18 protein-coding genes are annotated in these 16,423 nt (G+C 58.1%); 13 read left to right on the forward strand and 5 right to left on the reverse strand.

What is annotated here, in order from left to right; translation table 11 throughout:
* Positions 1–4: 4 nt before the first annotated feature.
* Positions 5–472 carry an Lrp/AsnC family transcriptional regulator gene (locus FHX05_RS04440; protein ID WP_015340578.1) on the reverse strand — a complete coding sequence of 156 codons (468 nt, stop codon included), beginning with the start codon at positions 470–472 and terminating at the stop codon, positions 5–7.
* 236 nt (positions 473–708) lie between these two features.
* Between FHX05_RS04440 and trxB the strand changes: the two genes are divergently transcribed.
* The 4 genes from trxB to FHX05_RS04460 all read left to right on the forward strand — a co-directional run bounded on the left by trxB (position 709) and on the right by FHX05_RS04460 (position 4,721).
* Positions 709–1,683 carry a thioredoxin-disulfide reductase gene (gene trxB / locus FHX05_RS04445; RefSeq protein WP_183709512.1) on the forward strand — a complete coding sequence of 325 codons (975 nt, stop codon included), beginning with the start codon at positions 709–711 and terminating at the stop codon, positions 1,681–1,683.
* 23 nt (positions 1,684–1,706) lie between these two features.
* Entirely contained in the window at positions 1,707–2,603 is an 897-nt protein-coding gene (locus tag FHX05_RS04450; protein WP_015340580.1) for a LysR family transcriptional regulator VtlR, read from the forward strand.
* A gap of 562 nt (positions 2,604–3,165) precedes the next feature.
* Positions 3,166–3,459, forward strand: coding sequence for a metalloregulator ArsR/SmtB family transcription factor (locus tag FHX05_RS04455; protein ID WP_132717119.1), 294 nt, complete (start codon positions 3,166–3,168; stop codon positions 3,457–3,459).
* Between the two features lie 149 nt (positions 3,460–3,608).
* A complete protein-coding gene (locus FHX05_RS04460) occupies positions 3,609–4,721 on the forward strand; it encodes an alkene reductase (RefSeq protein ID WP_183870781.1) in 1,113 nt (370 codons plus the stop codon).
* Positions 4,722–4,822: 101 nt separating this feature from the next.
* Here FHX05_RS04460 and FHX05_RS04465 read toward each other — a convergent pair whose 3' ends face one another.
* Positions 4,823–5,800, reverse strand: coding sequence for an SDR family oxidoreductase (locus FHX05_RS04465; RefSeq protein ID WP_246698839.1), 978 nt, complete (start codon positions 5,798–5,800; stop codon positions 4,823–4,825).
* 92 nt (positions 5,801–5,892) lie between these two features.
* Here FHX05_RS04465 and FHX05_RS04470 point away from each other — a divergent pair, with 92 nt between their 5' ends.
* Both FHX05_RS04470 and FHX05_RS04475 read left to right on the forward strand, forming a co-directional pair.
* The gene (locus tag FHX05_RS04470; RefSeq protein WP_183870783.1) at positions 5,893–6,807 is read left to right on the forward strand and encodes a LysR family transcriptional regulator; all 915 of its coding nucleotides are present in this window, start codon (positions 5,893–5,895) and stop codon (positions 6,805–6,807) included.
* 2 nt (positions 6,808–6,809) lie between these two features.
* Positions 6,810–7,295 (forward strand): GrpB family protein, encoded by a 486-nt coding sequence (locus tag FHX05_RS04475; RefSeq protein WP_348648304.1) that lies wholly within the window; start codon positions 6,810–6,812, stop codon positions 7,293–7,295.
* 25 nt (positions 7,296–7,320) lie between these two features.
* On the opposite strand, the gene FHX05_RS04480 is transcribed toward FHX05_RS04475, so the two are convergent.
* Positions 7,321–7,602, reverse strand: a complete 282-nt coding sequence (locus FHX05_RS04480) for a DUF2188 domain-containing protein (protein ID WP_015340586.1) — start codon at positions 7,600–7,602, stop codon at positions 7,321–7,323.
* Between the two features lie 269 nt (positions 7,603–7,871).
* Here FHX05_RS04480 and FHX05_RS04485 point away from each other — a divergent pair, with 269 nt between their 5' ends.
* Positions 7,872–8,933 (forward strand): calcium:proton antiporter, encoded by a 1,062-nt coding sequence (locus FHX05_RS04485; protein WP_112413594.1) that lies wholly within the window; start codon positions 7,872–7,874, stop codon positions 8,931–8,933.
* Between the two features lie 142 nt (positions 8,934–9,075).
* On the opposite strand, the gene FHX05_RS04490 is transcribed toward FHX05_RS04485, so the two are convergent.
* Positions 9,076–10,278: a pyridoxal phosphate-dependent aminotransferase gene (locus FHX05_RS04490; RefSeq protein ID WP_112604963.1), complete on the reverse strand. Its 1,203-nt coding sequence runs from the start codon at positions 10,276–10,278 to the stop codon at positions 9,076–9,078.
* Between the two features lie 516 nt (positions 10,279–10,794).
* On the opposite strand from FHX05_RS04490, the gene FHX05_RS04495 reads away from it, so the two are divergent.
* From FHX05_RS04495 to FHX05_RS04515, 5 genes are all read left to right on the forward strand, one after another.
* A complete protein-coding gene (locus FHX05_RS04495; RefSeq protein ID WP_183870785.1) occupies positions 10,795–11,955 on the forward strand; it encodes a PQQ-dependent sugar dehydrogenase in 1,161 nt (386 codons plus the stop codon).
* A 100-nt stretch (positions 11,956–12,055) separates the two neighbouring features.
* Complete coding sequence (locus FHX05_RS04500) at positions 12,056–12,946, forward strand: DMT family transporter (RefSeq protein WP_183870786.1); 891 nt, start codon at positions 12,056–12,058, stop codon at positions 12,944–12,946.
* A gap of 497 nt (positions 12,947–13,443) precedes the next feature.
* Positions 13,444–13,659, forward strand: a complete 216-nt coding sequence (locus FHX05_RS04505; RefSeq protein WP_004116423.1) for a cold-shock protein — start codon at positions 13,444–13,446, stop codon at positions 13,657–13,659.
* A 148-nt stretch (positions 13,660–13,807) separates the two neighbouring features.
* On the forward strand, positions 13,808–14,245 hold the full coding sequence (locus FHX05_RS04510; RefSeq protein ID WP_183870787.1) for a BA14K family protein: 438 nt from the start codon (positions 13,808–13,810) through the stop codon (positions 14,243–14,245).
* Between the two features lie 51 nt (positions 14,246–14,296).
* Positions 14,297–14,815 (forward strand): nucleoside kinase, encoded by a 519-nt coding sequence (locus tag FHX05_RS04515; RefSeq protein ID WP_183870788.1) that lies wholly within the window; start codon positions 14,297–14,299, stop codon positions 14,813–14,815.
* 42 nt (positions 14,816–14,857) lie between these two features.
* Here FHX05_RS04515 and FHX05_RS04520 read toward each other — a convergent pair whose 3' ends face one another.
* Positions 14,858–15,502 carry an MBL fold metallo-hydrolase gene (locus FHX05_RS04520; protein ID WP_015340593.1) on the reverse strand — a complete coding sequence of 215 codons (645 nt, stop codon included), beginning with the start codon at positions 15,500–15,502 and terminating at the stop codon, positions 14,858–14,860.
* A 248-nt stretch (positions 15,503–15,750) separates the two neighbouring features.
* On the opposite strand from FHX05_RS04520, the gene FHX05_RS04525 reads away from it, so the two are divergent.
* The gene (locus FHX05_RS04525) at positions 15,751–16,389 is read left to right on the forward strand and encodes a DUF1236 domain-containing protein (protein ID WP_183870789.1); all 639 of its coding nucleotides are present in this window, start codon (positions 15,751–15,753) and stop codon (positions 16,387–16,389) included.
* Positions 16,390–16,423 lie beyond the last annotated feature (34 nt).

Consider the following 16,423-nt stretch of genomic DNA (forward strand, 5'->3'; position numbering starts at 1 on the left):
TCGCCTAGAGCTCCACCAAGCCGAGTTTCTTGACCTGTCGGATGGTCAGCATGGTGCGGACGGTATCGACATGTTCATTCGCCGTCAGGACTTCGATGACGAAATCCTGGAAACGGGTGAGATTTTCCGCAACGCAATGCAGCAGGAAGTCACTGTCGCCGGACACCATCCAAGCCTGTCGAACCAGCGGCCAAGCCGAGGTTGCGCTGGCAAAAGCCTTGAGATTCGCTTCCGACTGATGCTTGAGACCCACCATGCAGAAAGCCACGAGATCGAAGCCCAGTTTCGGGCTGTTCAGCATGGCGTGATAGCCTTCGATGACACCAGCCTCTTCCAATTTGCGCACGCGGCGCAGGCATGGCGGCGCCGAAATGCCGACCCTGTCCGCGAGCTCGACGTTGGTCATGCGTCCGTCCCGCTGGAGTTCCCGCAGAATCTTGATATCGATAGCATCGAGCTCAGCGCGAAGCACTTTTTTGCCTTTCTTTAATTCCCCCTCGCCAGCTTCTATATAAGGCTGGAAAATACGCAAGAAAGTTTCTCCCGCGTAGTTGATTCTAACACAAAGCAGATTTGCTCTGTGTGTAATGCAAGGCTGCCCTTGAATAAATGCATAAGGCAATCATAAATGAAGCGCGGATCGCGAAATCGCCTGTTTTGCGCGCTTGAAGCCGCGGTTTCGCAATCGCCGAATTGAAAGGACTGACTATGCCTGCCCGCCACACGAAGGTGCTCATCATCGGTTCCGGCCCAGCCGGCTACACCGCAGCGGTTTATGCCGCGCGCGCGATGCTGCAGCCCGTTCTGATCGCCGGTCTCGAACAGGGCGGCCAGCTGATGATCACGACCGATGTCGAGAATTATCCGGGCTTTGCCGATCCGATCCAGGGTCCGTGGCTGATGGAGCAGATGCTGCAGCAGGCCCAGCATGTGGGCGCCGAGATCGTCAACGACCTCGTGACCGAAGTCGATACCAGCAAGCGTCCTTTCGTTGCCCATACCGACAGCGGCCAGGTCTGGACCGCCGACACTCTCATCATTGCCACTGGCGCCAAGGCGAAATGGCTGGGTATCGAGAGCGAACAGCATTTCCAGGGCTTCGGCGTCTCCGCCTGCGCCACCTGTGACGGCTTCTTCTATCGCAACAAGGATGTGATCGTGGTTGGCGGCGGCAACAGCGCTGTCGAGGAAGCACTCTATCTCTCCAACATCGCCAAATCGGTGACGATGGTGCATCGCCGCGATACTTTCCGTTCGGAAAAGATCCTGCAGGAGCGCCTGTTCGCCAAGGAAAACGTTAGGATTCTCTGGAACACTGAGGTCGCGGAGATCACCGGCACGCCGGCCAAGCCGCCGATGCCGCCATCCGTCACGGGCGCGCGCCTGCGCGATACGCGCACTGGCGCCATCACGGAGATGCCGATCGACGGCGTCTTCGTTGCCATCGGCCACGCGCCGGCGACCGAACTCTTCAAGGGCAAATTGAAGCTCAAGGACAATGGTTATCTCTGGACCGCACCGGATTCGACCGCGACCAACGTCGAAGGCATCTATGCGGCCGGTGATGTGACCGACGATACGTTCCGGCAGGCGATCACGGCAGCAGGAATGGGCTGCATGGCCGCGCTTGAAGCGGAACGCTATCTGACTGGGCACATGCCCGTCGCCGTGGCTGCGGAGTGATGCAGCCGATGAGGGGAAACGGCATGCCATTGGATTGGGACAAGCTGCGTATCTTTCACGCGGCTGCCGAAGCGGGTTCGTTCACGCATGCGGCAGACAAGTTGCATTTGTCCCAATCCGCCATCAGCCGCCAGGTCAGCGCCCTCGAGCAGGATGTCGGCATAAAACTCTTCCACCGCCATGCGCGCGGCCTCATCCTGACGGAACAGGGCGAGCTGCTTTATCGCACCGCTCACGACGTTTTGCTGAAGCTCGAAACGGTCAAGATGCAATTGACCGAGACGACCGACAAGCCAAGCGGCAAACTGCGGGTGACGACGACCGTTGGCCTCGGCCAGGGCTGGCTCACCGACAAGATCCAGGAATTCCTGCAGCTTTATCCTGACATGTCGATCCAGCTCATCCTCGACAATGAGGAGCTGGACGTGAACATGCGTCACGCCGATTGCGCCATCCGTCTGCGCCAGCCGCAACAATCGGATCTGATACAGCGCAAGCTCTTTACCGTGCATATGCACGTCTATGCCGCCCCCTCCTATATCAACCGCTATGGCGAGCCGCAGTCGGTCGAAGATCTGGACGAGCATCGCATCATCAGCTTCGGCGAACCGGCACCGAACTACCTGCTGGATGTCAACTGGCTCGAGATTGCCGGCCGCTCATCCGACAACAAGCGCGCTCCGCATCTGCAGATCAATAGCCAGACATCAATTAAGCGCGCCTGCCTGCTTGGCATTGGCATCGCAGTCTTGCCCGATTATATCGTCGGCCGCGATCCAGGCCTTATTCAACTCGCGATCAATGCAGACGTGCCGTCCTTCGACACCTATTTCTGCTATCCGGACGAAATGAAGAATGCGGCCAAGCTCAAGGTTTTCCGTGATTTTATCGTCGCGAAAGCGCGCAACTGGAATTTCTGACGAAGGTAAGTCACTGATAACCAACTCTTTTTAGGGCCAGCATACGAGCCGCGCATATGATGCATAGCTGATATGCACAAATGAGAGTTGAAGCCTGCACATTTAACTACCATATCGCACATAGCTGATGCACACGGTGGCTTTTCCTCCCAGTTCCACCGCATTGGCTGTTCCCCTCTGGAGGTTTTTAACCTTCATACCTATAGGGCCCTGGTTTACTCCGGAGGCCCTTTTTTTTGCTCTTTTGTCCCAGGCACGCCAAACGCATAACTGCCATGCACAAAAAAGCATTGCGCACTGCACAAATTAACATCATAACGCACACAGCTGATGCACACGGTGGCTTTTCCTCCCAGTTCCACCGCATTGGCTGTTCCCCTCTGGAGGTTTTGACCTTCACACCTATAAGGGCCCTGGTTCATACCGGTGGCCCTCTTTTTTTGCCCAATTTCTAAGCACGCACGTCGGCAGCCTTGCCGAAAATAATATTCGGCGTCGCCCTTGATATATCGAAAATCATCGATACATAAATCGTAATTATTCGATATTGCTGGTAAGTACCATGGACAAAAACGAGATATTGAAGGCGTTGGCCAATCCGGCCCGGCTCGAAATCCTCAACCACTTGAAAGATCCGGAAGCGCATTTTCCGACGCAGGAACACCCGCTGGAGCTTGGTGTCTGCGCCAGTCAGTTCGAGCGGTGCGGTCTCTCGCAGTCCACCGTCTCGGCCCACCTCGGCACGCTTCACCGTGCCGGCCTGGTGACGACCCGGCGCCTCGGCCAGTGGATTTTCTACAAGCGCAACGAGGAGATCATCACAGAATTCCTCGCAGCCATGCAAAAGGAGCTCTGAAAATGTCAACTGCTCTCCCTGCACACACGCTCACGTCCTCGCAACCGACGCGATTTTCCCCAAGAAGCGACTACCTTAACCCATAGGTTCCCGGCCTTGGCGGTCGCCTCTTCCTGATTTCTCCCTCCCCCCAAAAGAAAGGACTACCCATGACCAAATTATTCGAACCGACGAAGCTTGGTGATATCTCCATCGCCAACCGCATCGTCATGGCGCCCCTAACGCGCAATCGCTCGCCGAATGCTGTGCCGAACGATCTGAACGTCAAATATTATGCCCAGCGCGCGACCGCGGGCCTGATCATCACCGAGGCAACGGCAATCACCCATCAAGGTCAGGGCTATGCCAACGTTCCCGGCCTTTACAGCAAGGAAGCGCTGGACGGCTGGAGGAAAGTGACGGAAGCCGTGCACGCCAATGGCGGCAAGATCGTTGTCCAGATGTGGCATGTCGGTCGCATCTCCCACACGACCCTGCAGCCGAACGGCGGCAAGCCGGTCTCCTCGACCTCCAGGCGCGCTGAAAATTCCAAGACCTATCTCGTCAATAGCGACGGCACCGGCAGTTTTGCCGATGTTTCCGAACCACGCGCCCTGGAAACTTCGGAAATTCCGGGCATCGTTGAAGATTATCGCAAGGCCGCCCGCGCCGCCATCGATGCCGGTTTCGACGGCGTCGAAATCCACGGCGCCAACGGCTATCTGATCGACCAGTTCCTGCGCGGCGATATCAACGATCGCACCGACCAGTATGGCGGCTCGATCGAGAACCGTACCCGCTTCCTGTTCGAAGTGGTCGATGCGGTCACCAAGGAAGTGGGCGCTGGCCGCACGGCAATCCGCATTTCTCCCGTCACGCCCTCTGGCGATGCCAGCGACCCGGCTCCCCAGCAGCTCTTCACCCAGGTCGTCGAAGGCCTGGCGAAATACGGCCTTGCCTATATCCATGTCGTCGAAGGCCAGACCGGCGGCAAGCGCGACTTCCTGCCCTTCGACTACGACGCGCTGCACGCGGCCTATAAGGCTGCAGGCGGCACGGCCGGCTGGATGCTCAACAATGCCTATACCCGCGAAATGGCGATCGAAGCTGTCGAGAGCGGCAAGGCTGATGTCGTTGCCTTCGGCAAGCCGTTCATTTCGAATCCGGATCTTGTCCGTCGCCTGAAGGAAAATGCGCCGCTCGCCCAATGGGACCAGGCAACGCTCTATGGCGGCGGCGCCAAGGGCTATGCCGACTATCCGACACTCGAAGAAGCAGCCTAATTAGGGCTCCCCAGCTACGGTGCGCTTTGGACAAAGAGCCCCTGCAACCCATGTTGCGGGGGCTCTCCATATCGGCTTCTGAAGCGAGTGAAACGAGCCATTCACGCAGTTTGCAGGCAGCCGATCGACGCTAGGCTTTCCTTGATGGCCTGATCGATCGGCGTATGCGGTTCTTCGCCGAGCACGGCCACCAGCCTGTCGTTTCTCATCTCCAGCGGCACATCCCAGAGATAGCTCATCTCGCGCAGTTCCCGCATGAATGTCACGAAGGGAGAGGCTAGCGGTACTATCCACCAGGGAAACGATTTCACCTTCACCTTGTGTCCAACGACGCGCTGCACGGCTTCGATCATCTGTCTGCCGTCTCCATCCCAATGACCGCGCATATGATAGACGGCGAAGGCCGGCAGCTCGTCGCCCTTCTCGATCAGCCGAATCATGGTTTCGGCAACATCGGGTAGATAGGCCCATTGATGGCCGACGCCGCGTTTGCCCGGATAGGTCATCGAAGTGATCGGTTTACCCGGCGTCACCATGGCTTGAGAAAACCAGCTGTTGGCGCGCGCACCCCCGAAGAAATCGCCAGCGCGAACGATGATGACCGGGCTATCGCCCTGCTCTGCCGCTGCCCTCAGACGCCGCTCCATCTGCACACGGATGGCGCCCTTGCGGGTCTTCGGCCGCTGCGCGCTGTCTTCCGTGACAATCGGGAAAACATCGGGACCGAAATTATAAACCGTGCCGGGCAGGACGATTCGCGCACCGACCGCCTTGGCGGCGGCAATGGTATTGTCGAGCATCGGCAGGACGACCTTGCCCCAATTGCGATAGCCGGGCGGGTTGACCGCATGCACGATGACATCCGCACCTTGCGCCGCCTTCAGAACATCATCCGCCTGCATGGCATCGCCCTGGAACCAGTCGAAATCCGGCTGGCGGCGAGCCGCCTCGGCCGCATTGCGGTTCAGCGCTCGGATGCGCCAGCCGCGAAGGGCAAGCCCTTGCGCGACAGCACCGCCAATGCCGCCAGTCGCGCCGAGTACCAGGGCCGTTTTCGTATTCTCTGTCTGGTTGCTCATCGTCATCTCCATCAGTTTCGATGGGCTGACTATGCTTGGTATCGGCGATAAACGAAATTGCCGAAAAATCTGCAGATGTTATACATAAATGCATGACAAAACTCACTGAACCAAGCTGGGATTTCTATCGTACCTTTCTTGCCGCGCTGGAACACGGCTCGCTATCAGCCGCTGCCCGCGAACTGGGCCTGACACAGCCGACGGTCGGCCGTCATATCCTTGCATTGGAGCAATCGGTCGGCGCAGAACTGTTCACGCGTTCGCAACAGGGGCTGCTGCCCACCGATGCCGCTATGGTTCTGAAACCCTATGCCGAGACTTTGGCCAGCACAGCCGCGGCTCTGCTGCGCGCGGCCTCCGGCTCGAAGGATAAGGTCAGCGGCACGGTGCGCATCAGCGCGAGCGAGGTCATCGGCACGGAAGTGCTGCCGCCGATCCTCGCCAAGTTGCAGGCAAGCTATCCCGATCTGATCGTGGAGCTTTCAGCCTCCGATACGGTGAAAGACCTGCTGCAGCGCGAGGCCGATATCGCCGTGCGCATGGTCGCGCCCGCGCAAGAAGCATTGCTCGCTCGGCACATCGGCATCATCTCTCTCGGCCTCTTCGCCCATCGCAGCTATATCGAGCGGTACGGCAAGCCCGAAACCGTCGGGGAGCTGGGCCGGCACAAGCTCATAGGCTTCGATCGCCAGACTGCCTATATCCGCATGATGACGAAGCGTTATCCTGTGCTCGAAGGCATTTCCTTCAGCTTTCGTTCCGATCACAGCATTGCTCTGCATAACGCCCTGCGCGCCGGCATCGGCATCGGCTTCCTTCAAATCCCCCTGGCAAGCCGCGATCCAGCCCTCGTGCAGCTGTTGCCGGAGATCAAGGTCGAGATCGACACCTGGATCGTCATGCACGAAAACCTGAAGACATCGCCACGCTGCCGCGTGACGTTCGATGCGCTGGTGATGGGGTTGCTTGATTATATCAAGGAAAACAGCGTGGATAATGGATCCTGACCATGGCAACAGCGGTGGAACTGGTCCCATACGGTCGGCGCTGGCCAGAGGATTTCGAGCGCATCCGTGATAAGCTTCAGCGATTGCTGGCGCCCTATGTCATGGCGATCGAGCACATCGGCAGTACGTCAATTCCCGGGATTGCCGCAAAACCGCTCATCGATATCGACATCATCCTGCGCAGCTCAGCCGATGTACCGCCGGCGACCCAGATTCTTCTAGGGGAGAATTACGAACCGCGCGGCAATCGCTATGACGACGATGTATGGGTCTTCATGCGGCGCGACGACAGGCCGCCGGAACGAATTTATCTCTGCCCACCGGACAACCGAACACACGAACGACGTTTGATCTTTCGCGATTATCTTCGGACCCACCCGGCAGAAGCAGCAGCCTATACTGCGCTGAAAGTGGAGCTGGCCGAACTCCATCGCCATGATGGCGATCACTACCCGCCGAAAAGCGTCGCTTCGTCGACGCGATTATAGAAAAGGCGTTAAAGAAGCCGAAAGGCTAAGCGCCAGGAGCAGTATCGATCGGCGGGAAGTGCACCTGGCCATCGATGACTTCCGTTTCCGGTCGGTCACCGCCGTCGGCATATTCCTCATGCCACTTGCCGCTCTCGTCCTGCCAGCTGATTTCGGCTGAGTCTCCCCCGATCTGCTGTTCCGCCGCCACGATCCTGGCGGCCTCCACCGCCTCGGAATGTGTTGGAAACGCTTCCGAATAAACATCACGGAAGCGATAAGCCCACCCACCGTCATGCGGCACGATTTCGTAAACGACCTTGACCATTCAGACCCTCCTTCTCATCTGCCAAGACCTTCGAACCGGATGTCGCCGGCGGGATCGCGTGCATCTGAGACGGATTCGAGGATGCCGCGGCGTTGTGGTTGGGCAGACCTATCCGCGCAGTATTCCATTAAACCGCGTTAACTGCAAATTTCGCCCTCTTCCCGCAAGCTTGATGTGCGAACTCCTTGCTTTAGAGTGCAACCGTGAATCGGCGCAGAGGTGGGAAAGTGCTCATAGCAAAGTGGTTTAAGCAGGAAGGAAACCTGCTGGTGGCATTGATAGTTGCCGTTGGCGCCTATGTCGGCGAGCATTCCATTCTGGAAATGGGCCAGGGCGCATCAATGATCGCAGCCGCGGCATTGATCGCAACCATTGTGCTGGCCTCCATGCGCGTCGCCCATCATGCCGAGACGCTCGCCGTCAAGGTCGGCGATCCCTACGGCACGATGATCCTCACCCTTTCCGCCGTTGCCGTCGAAGTTATCATCCTTGCCATCATGATGAGCGGCGAGAGTTCGCCGACGCTGGTGCGCGACACGATCTACGCCGCCGTCATGCTCGATATCAACGGCATCCTCGGCCTCGCCGCCCTTCTCGGCGGGTTGAAGCATGGTGAACAGCCCTATAATGACGATTCCAGCCGGACCTATGGCGTGATGATCCTGACTGCCATGGGCATTTCAATGATCGTGCCGGAATTCATCCCGGATGCGAGATGGCATTATTATTCGGCCTTCACCATCGTTGCGATGATCGCCCTCTATGCGCTGTTCCTGCGCATGCAGGTCGGCCGGCACAGCTATTTCTTCAGCTATAGCTATCCGCGCGCGGAAAAGAAGCTCGCAGCTACAGAGGCTGAAGAACATCATGAAGAGGACTCCACGGCGACTTCGATCGTGACAATCCTGATCGGCGTCGTCCTGATCGGTACGCTCGCCGAATTCATGTCGGCCTTCATGGATACCGGCCTCAAGGGCACCGGCGCTCCGCCCGCCATCGCCGCGATAGTTGTTGCCGCCATCTCGGCAGCGCCGGAAATTCTGACCGCTCTGCGGGCAGCTCTTAGAAACCGCATGCAGGCGACAGTTAACATCGCCCTCGGCGCCTCACTCTCGACCGTCATCCTGACCGTACCGGTTATGGAGGCGATCGCGCTCTATACCGGCCAGCCCTTCATGATGGCCATGTCGCCGGTGCAGACCGTCATGGTGATGATCACGCTGATCGTCGCCGCCATTAACCTCAATGACGGCGAAACCAACGCCATCGAGGGCATGACCCATTTCATTCTCTTCGCCACCTTCATCATGCTGACGGCGCTCGGCCTTTGACTCTGATTTCAGGGACTTACACCGATGATCGGATTCAAATTGCGAAACAGTTGAATCATTTGATGAAGCCGAAACCGTCAGCCTGAATACGAAAAAGCCCGCCATCTCTGGCGGGCTTTCCATGTAAGCTATCGCTAGCCGCTTACTTGCAGGCGCCGCAGAAGCGCTGGATGCGACGGCAAGCTTCTTCGAGCAGTTCTTCCGAGGTCGCGTAGGAGATGCGGAAGTTCGGGCCGAGGCCGAAAGCCGAACCGTGGACGACGGCAACGCCTTCCGATTCCAGCAGCTCGGAGACGAAATCCTCGTCCGTCTCGATGACCTTGCCGGTCGGAGCCGTCTTGCCGATCAGGCCGGCGCAGGACGGATAGACGTAGAAGGCGCCTTCCGGAACCGGGCAGGAAATGCCCTTCGCCTGGTTCAGCATCGACACGACGAGATCGCGGCGACCTTCGAAGATCTTCTTGTTGCGCGGAATGAAGTCCTGCGGACCGTTCAGCGCCTCGACGGCAGCCCACTGCGCGATCGAGGTTGCGCCCGAGGTCTGCTGGCCCTGGATCATGTCCATGGCCTTGATCAGCTGCAGCGGGCCGGCGGCATAGCCGATACGCCAGCCGGTCATGGCATAAGCCTTCGAGACACCGTTCATCGTCAGCGTGCGGTCGTAGAGGCTCGGCTCGACTTCGACCGGGGTGGCGAACTTGAACTCGCCATAGGTCAGGTGCTCGTACATGTCGTCGGTCAGGATCCAGACATGCGGATGCTTGACCAGCACGTCCGTCAGCGCCTTCAGCTCGGCATGCGAATAGGCAGCGCCCGACGGGTTGGACGGCGAGTTGAACATGAACCACTTGGTCTTCGGCGTGATCGCCTTTTCGAGGTCGGCCGGCTGCAGCTTGAAGTTGTTGGCCTGCGTCGTTGCGACGAAAACCGGCGTGCCGCCGCACAGCGCCACCATTTCCGGGTAGGAAACCCAGTAAGGCGTCGGGATGATGACTTCATCGCCCGGGTTCAGCGTCGCCATGAAGGCGTTGAACAGGATCTGCTTGCCGCCGGTGCCGACGATCGTCTGCTCCCACGTATAATCGAGATTGTTCTCGCGCTTGAACTTGGCGGCGATCGCCTTGCGCAGTTCCGGAATGCCGGAGACCGGCGTGTACTTCGTCTCGCCGCGGTTGATCGCGTCGATGGCCGCCGTCTTGATATTATCGGGCGTATCGAAATCGGGCTCACCGGCGCCGAGGCCGATCACGTCGCGTCCTTTTGCTTTCAGCTCGCGCGCTTTCTGGGAAACGGCGATGGTGGCAGAAGGCTTTACACGGGAAAGAGCGTCGGCAAGAAAGGCCATGGTGATCGGTCCTATTCGGTTGAAAATGGCAGAAAGCCTGTGGACCAGATTTCTGCGCTAAGCTCTATGTCGAATATGGACCGACGTTTCAAGCACAAAGGCGTCACAGTGGCTTTATTTCATGGCTTTCCGCGCCGTGCGCGCTAGCTTTTTTATCCGGCTAGAAGCCTGCCCAAGAGACCGCACGCCCCTTTCGCCAAGGTTAGATCGGCCGTAGCCCGGCACCTCCAACCCCTCTCAACTTGAATCATCACGCGAAGCACCTGAATCAAACTCTGAAGATGGTGGGAATTTCCTATATGGATCAGACACTTCTTCAACATCGGCCTCTCGCGCCTTCAGTCGAATGGCTCTTGCGTGGGAAATGCTTTCGCCTGCCGACGAGATCGGCAGATCCAAAAACGTCCCTTTCGCCGAAGGCAGGAACACAATGACGTTATCGGTTCCGCGATCCGCCTTGAATGGCAACCGAACGGTCCCACCTTCCAAAAGCGAGCCTATGGGGAGGTCGAAAAGATGCGCGGCGCCAGAACGGGATTAGGCAGAACGGGTTTCTCCATCGCCTTGATGGCCGGCGCTCTGCTCACGGCAACATCGGTGCTTGCCGAACCGGTGCAGACTTTCAAGACGCAAAAGGTTGATGTCAAAGTCGAAACGGTCGCGACGGGGCTTGATCACCCCTGGGCCGTCGAAGTGCTGCCGGATGGCGCCTATCTCGTGACCGAGCGGCCCGGCCGCATTCGCCTTATCCGCGACGGCAAGGTCTCAGGCCCTATATCAGGCGTGCCCGAAGTTTACGCGCATGGTCAGGGTGGCCTCCTCGATATAACACTTGATCCGAACTTCGGCAGCAACCACACCCTCTATTTCACGGCCTCCGTGGCAGGTGACGGCGGAAGCGGCACAGCCGTATTCCGCGCCGGACTATCGCCGGACGAAACTCGGCTGACCGATGTGAAGCGCATCTTCCTGATGAACAAGCTGTCGCGCGGCAATATCCAGTATGGTTCGCGCATCGCAATTGCCCGCGACGGCAGCCTCTTCGTCAGCCTCGGCGATCGAGGCCAGCAAGACCGAGCTCAGGACTTTCACGACGACGCCGGCTCCATCATTCACATCGGCGCCGACGGCAGCATCCCCGCCGACAATCCGTTCAAGGACGGCAAGCGCGCTTTGCCCGAAATCTGGTCGAAGGGCCATCGCAATCCGCAGGGCATCACTTTCGACAGCCAGACAAACAGGCTCTATACGGCCGAGCATGGCGCCAGGGGCGGCGATGAGATCAACACGCCCGAAGCCGGCAAGAATTACGGCTGGCCAGTCATCTCCTACGGCGTCAATTATAACGGCACCAAGATCGGCATCGGAACCGCAAACGCCGGCATGGAGCAGCCCCGCTTCTATTGGGATCCTTCGATCGCGCCCGGCGCCATTGCCGTCTATCGCGGCAAGATGTTTCCCGAGTGGAATGGCGATTTTCTCGTCACGGCGCTGAAGTTCGAGCTGCTCTCACGGCTAAGCCAGGACGGCAAAGGCAAGATCATCGAACAGGAACGCATATTTGAGGGAAAATTCGGCCGCATGCGCGATGTAATAGTCGCGCCCGATGGTGCCTTGCTGATAACGACGGATGAAAGCGATAGTGCGCTCCTGAGGATTTCAAGGGCTGCAAGCTAGTGGGAAGCATTCCGCTTCTTGCGCCTTTCTGCCTTGCCGCAAACAAAAGCAGCTGCTAACGGTCGGCCTCGTTCTTTCCTCCCCTTTCCGCAGGATGCAGATGTCTCGCATACAGGCGAATTTGTTGTTGTTGCTTGCCGCCGCGATCTGGGGTGGCGGTTTCGTTGCGCAATCGACAGCGATGAAGGCGATCGGCCCCTTCTGGTTCATCGGTCTCAGATTCGCCGTCGCCACCCTGGTCGTCCTGCCCTTCGTGTGGATGGAAAACAGGAAGGCTGCGAAGCCCCTGACGCCTCGCAACTGGCTCTCCTTTTTGCTGATCGGCCTTGCTCTTTTCGGCGGAGCGGCAACGCAGCAACTCGGCCTGCTGACGACGACCGTCACGAACTCGAGTTTCATAACCGGCCTTTACGTGGTCTTCGTGCCGCTGATCGCCGTTATCTTCCTGCGACGCTCGCCGCATTGGGTCATCTGGCCTGCAGCCTTGATGGCGCTTTGCGGCATCTACCTGCTCTCGGGGGGCTCCTTCTCGCGCCTTACCGTTGGCGATTTCCTGACTGTGATCTGCGCCCTCTTCTGGGCAGCCCAAATCACGCTCGCCGGCTCCGCCGTCAACGAAACCGGTCGGCCGCTCGGTATTTCGGCCACGCAATTTGCCGTCACCGCCGTTCTCGCTCTCGCGGTTGCCGCCGTCATCGAACCAATCAGCATTACCGATATAAGTGCCGCACTCGGCGAGATCCTGTACGTCGGCATCTTTTCCTCCGGCCTGGCTTTTGCGCTGCAGATCATCGGCCAGCGTTATACGACCGCACCCCAGGCCGCGATCTTCCTGTCTTCGGAAGCACTGTTCGGAGCTTCACTCGGCGCCTTGCTGCTCGGCGAGACCATCCGCCCGCTTGGCTATGCCGGCTGCGCCTTAATGTTTGCGGCGATGCTCGCTGTAGAATTGGTCCCAGAACTGACACGCCGGCGCGACGCTGCAGCGTAAAAACGCCGGAAATGCGGGCTTTCGGTCGCGTGCCTCTATGGTTTGGCAAAATTTTTCGAACGATCGAAAACGACCGTTCACACCAACGGATTTGGAGAAATTTTGTCAAAACTATATCGTGGACGATGCAAAACCCTTAGAAACCTGTTTCAAAGTGGGAAAATTTGCGAATCGCCATAACATATTCGCGTTACGGTATTGTGCTCGTTGTGCCACGTTAAAAAACTTTTGCTTGCCAATTTCCCCTAAACACAGCACTCTCAACAGTGTTCGGGCATTTTTAGAGCATGGGAAGTCCTAATAGAATTGCGAGCCGGAAACGCTAATATTCCGGTCAGCTTGGTCGAGAAGCGGGGTGGCAAACATCGCATCACGTCCATGCCGAGTTACGGGGACCTTTTCCTTCAAATTTCGAGAACTGCCTGCAAGCGCCCGCAAGGGCAACTGAAGTAATGCTGCCCGTGTGGATGGTGGGCAGAGAGAAAAGGACCTGAGGCATGGCCGAGACTGGCACTGTAAAGTTTTTCAATACCGATAAGGGCTTCGGTTTCATCAAACCGGACAAGGGTGGCGCAGACATCTTTGTACACATTTCTGCAGTTCAGGCTTCTGGTCTGGCAGGATTGTCGGAAAACCAGAAGGTAAGCTTCGACACGGAACCGGATCGCCGCGGCAAGGGACCGAAGGCCGTCAATCTGCAGATTGCTGGCTGAGACACCCTACGGTTATCAAATTCGAGTTGAGGCCCGGCAGCAATGCCGGGTTTTGTCATTCAGTATGCATTCAGTTTGCCCCATATAATTTGCCCTCCATGAAAGAGCGGGACTGATTTTTATCCCGCCTCCGTTAGAGGACAGGCCAATGACCATACTCGGCAAAACGCTCGTCATGTCTGCCGCCGCCGCCGCGTTGACAGTCACTTCCATGAGCGCTGCTTCCGCCGATGAATATTGGCGTCATCACAACCGCGATGGTTGGGCGCTCGGCGCTGCGGGGCTTGCAACCGGCTTGATCGTCGGCTCCGCCATTGCCAGCCAGCCGCGCTACGCCGAGCCGACCCCGGCCTATGTCGATCCGGACTACGATGCGCCTCCTCCGGCCTATTATTATCGTCCGCCGCCGCGCCGTGTTTATGTCGAGCGTGACGTCAGTTATTACGCGCCGCCGCCGGCATATGGCCTGCGTCCCTGGTCGCCGGCGTGGATGCGTTATTGCTACGACCGTTATAGAAGCTTCGACAGCCGCTCCGGCACCTATGCCGGCTATGACGGCATGCGCCATTTCTGCACGGCCGATTGATTTCGACCGTACCCATGCATGAGCATGCAGGAACCAAGGCACCGCTTTCAAATGGGCATCAAGAACTATTTGATCGAAGGTGTTTCAGGAACCGGCAAGACCGCTGTCGCCGCCGAACTGCAGCGGCGCGGGTATCATGTGATCCATGGTGACCGGGAGTTGGCCTATAAGGGCGATCCGGAGACGGGTGAACCGCTGGATGCTTATGCCCTTCGGAAGCACATTGCGGATGTGGCCTTCGGGCACAGACATCATCTTTGGGATGTCGGCAAGGTCAAATCCCTGGCCGCCGATCGAAGCCACCCGATCTCCTTCTTCTGCGGCGGCTCACGGAATTTCGATCGCTTTATCGATCTGTTCGATAAAGTCTTCGTTCTGAATGTCGATCTGGACACGCTGAGGCACCGCCTTGCCAGCAGGCCGGAAGACGAATTTGGCGGCAGGCCTGCCGAGCGAGATGTCATCATGCGATTGCATGCGACGCAGGAGGATGTTCCGAAGAACGCGGTGACCATTGACGCCACCGCGCCGCTGGCCAGCGTTGTCGATGATATTTTCTCGAAATGTTAGCAAAGCGGCCGGATGGCCGCTAACAAGCGAGCGGAGCTTTCCTCATAATCCGCGCAGAAAGGGATTGGTGCGGCGCTCATCGCCGATGCGGCTTCCAGGTCCGTGGCCGCAGATGAAACCTACCTCATCGCCCAGCGGAAAGACCTTGTCGCGGATCGATTCCAAAAGCTGCTGGTGATTGCCGCCGGGCAGATCCGTTCTGCCGATCGAGCCGTTGAACAGCACGTCGCCGAGATGGGCGAAACCCTGCTTCCGGTTGACATAGATGACGTGACCCGGTGCATGGCCGGGGCAGTGGAAAACCTCGAACTCATGTTCACCGAAGGAGACCTTGTCCCCCTCCTTCAGAAAGCGGTCCGGCGTGACGTTGCGCACGCCGCTGATGTTGAACATCTTGCCCTTGGCTTCGATATCCTCGAGCAGGAAGCGGTCGTCTTCATGGGGACCGATCACCTCGATGCCGAGCGCTTCGCGCACCTCGTCGGCACCGCCGGCATGATCGATATGGCCGTGCGTCAACCAGATGGCCTTCAGAGTAATGCCGTTCTCGCGCACCGTCTGTAGGATGATATCGACATCACCGCCCGGATCGACCACCACGCCCTCCTTCGTCTCCGGATCGAACAGGATGGTGCAGTTCTGTTCGAAAGGGGTCACCGGAATGATGCCGGCCTGGAGCATGCCCATGGAGCGCCTCGTCTGTTTGATCGTCTTGTCGCCGGTATAGCGGCAAACTCCAGGTAAAACAGCCCCTGTAGGCTGCAAAGTGGCGCGGGTAACGAAGACCATCCTCGTGAAATTCCAGAAGGGCAAGTTATTCCATATGGTTATTCTGATTTTCGATTGATTGTCACATTGCTCTCACCTGGCCAATCGGAACACCGAAGCATCCGAAGCGTTGAAGAGAAGTCTTTCAAGACAGAAGGAGAAAACCAATGTCCTTGAAAAGAAATCTGTTGCTGGCCAGCTTTGTCCTTCTCGGCAGTGCGGGTCTCGCCGAGGCCGAGATGGCCGCAACGACCGCCACCGATATCGAAGTTCGTTCCGGTCCAGGCGCGGAATTCCCAACAGTCGGCATCGCCACACGAGGGTCCGAAGCCATTCTGGATGGCTGCGTCGAGGGCAGCCGCTGGTGCCGGGTCGATGTCAACGGCATGCGGGGCTGGGTCTATGCGCAATATCTAAGCGTGGAACAGAATGGCGCCTCGGTCGTCGTCCAGGACCACCGGGATGACCTGGGCATTCCCACCATCACCTATGAACAGACAGACCCAGTCCAGACCGGCAGCGTCCGGCGCGTTCAGCCAAGTTCGAACGATCAGTTACTGGGTCCCGTCGATGAGAATGACACCGATGTGGTCGCCGTCACCCCGCCTGAGGAAGTCCGGACCTATATTGATGACAACCCGGTCGATACGGTTCGGTTGAATGGTGATCTGGTCGTGGGCGCCACCGTCCCGCAAAGCGTGGAGGTGCACCGCATTCCGGATTATCAATACAGCTATGTCGAGGTGAACCATCAGCCGGTTCTGGTCGATCCCGGCACGCGCAGGATCGTCTACGTCTACCGCTGATTCGTTTCACGGGACCGCATAAAATAGCGAAATT

Source organism: Rhizobium sp. BK491, assembly GCF_014194925.1.
Lineage (GTDB): Bacteria > Pseudomonadota > Alphaproteobacteria > Rhizobiales > Rhizobiaceae > Rhizobium.

Bases quoted from the DNA above. Each gene is read 5' to 3' on its own strand.
- FHX05_RS04510 (WP_183870787.1), top strand. From the start codon at position 13,808: ATGACCATACTCGGCAAAACGCTCGTCATGTCTGCCGCCGCCGCCGCG.
- FHX05_RS04505 (WP_004116423.1), top strand. From the start codon at position 13,444: ATGGCCGAGACTGGCACTGTAAAGTTTTTCAATACCGATAAGGGCTTC.
- trxB (WP_183709512.1), top strand. From the start codon at position 709: ATGCCTGCCCGCCACACGAAGGTGCTCATCATCGGTTCCGGCCCAGCC.
- FHX05_RS04490 (WP_112604963.1), bottom strand. From the start codon at position 10,278: ATGGCCTTTCTTGCCGACGCTCTTTCCCGTGTAAAGCCTTCTGCCACC.
- FHX05_RS04480 (WP_015340586.1), bottom strand. From the start codon at position 7,602: ATGGTCAAGGTCGTTTACGAAATCGTGCCGCATGACGGTGGGTGGGCT.
- FHX05_RS04460 (WP_183870781.1), top strand. From the start codon at position 3,609: ATGACCAAATTATTCGAACCGACGAAGCTTGGTGATATCTCCATCGCC.
- FHX05_RS04495 (WP_183870785.1), top strand. From the start codon at position 10,795: ATGCGCGGCGCCAGAACGGGATTAGGCAGAACGGGTTTCTCCATCGCC.
- FHX05_RS04520 (WP_015340593.1), bottom strand. From the start codon at position 15,502: ATGGGCATGCTCCAGGCCGGCATCATTCCGGTGACCCCTTTCGAACAG.
- FHX05_RS04515 (WP_183870788.1), top strand. From the start codon at position 14,297: ATGGGCATCAAGAACTATTTGATCGAAGGTGTTTCAGGAACCGGCAAG.
- FHX05_RS04450 (WP_015340580.1), top strand. From the start codon at position 1,707: ATGCCATTGGATTGGGACAAGCTGCGTATCTTTCACGCGGCTGCCGAA.
- FHX05_RS04470 (WP_183870783.1), top strand. From the start codon at position 5,893: ATGACAAAACTCACTGAACCAAGCTGGGATTTCTATCGTACCTTTCTT.
- FHX05_RS04465 (WP_246698839.1), bottom strand. From the start codon at position 5,800: ATGAGCAACCAGACAGAGAATACGAAAACGGCCCTGGTACTCGGCGCG.
- FHX05_RS04500 (WP_183870786.1), top strand. From the start codon at position 12,056: ATGTCTCGCATACAGGCGAATTTGTTGTTGTTGCTTGCCGCCGCGATC.
- FHX05_RS04455 (WP_132717119.1), top strand. From the start codon at position 3,166: ATGGACAAAAACGAGATATTGAAGGCGTTGGCCAATCCGGCCCGGCTC.
- FHX05_RS04475 (WP_348648304.1), top strand. From the start codon at position 6,810: ATGGCAACAGCGGTGGAACTGGTCCCATACGGTCGGCGCTGGCCAGAG.
- FHX05_RS04525 (WP_183870789.1), top strand. From the start codon at position 15,751: ATGTCCTTGAAAAGAAATCTGTTGCTGGCCAGCTTTGTCCTTCTCGGC.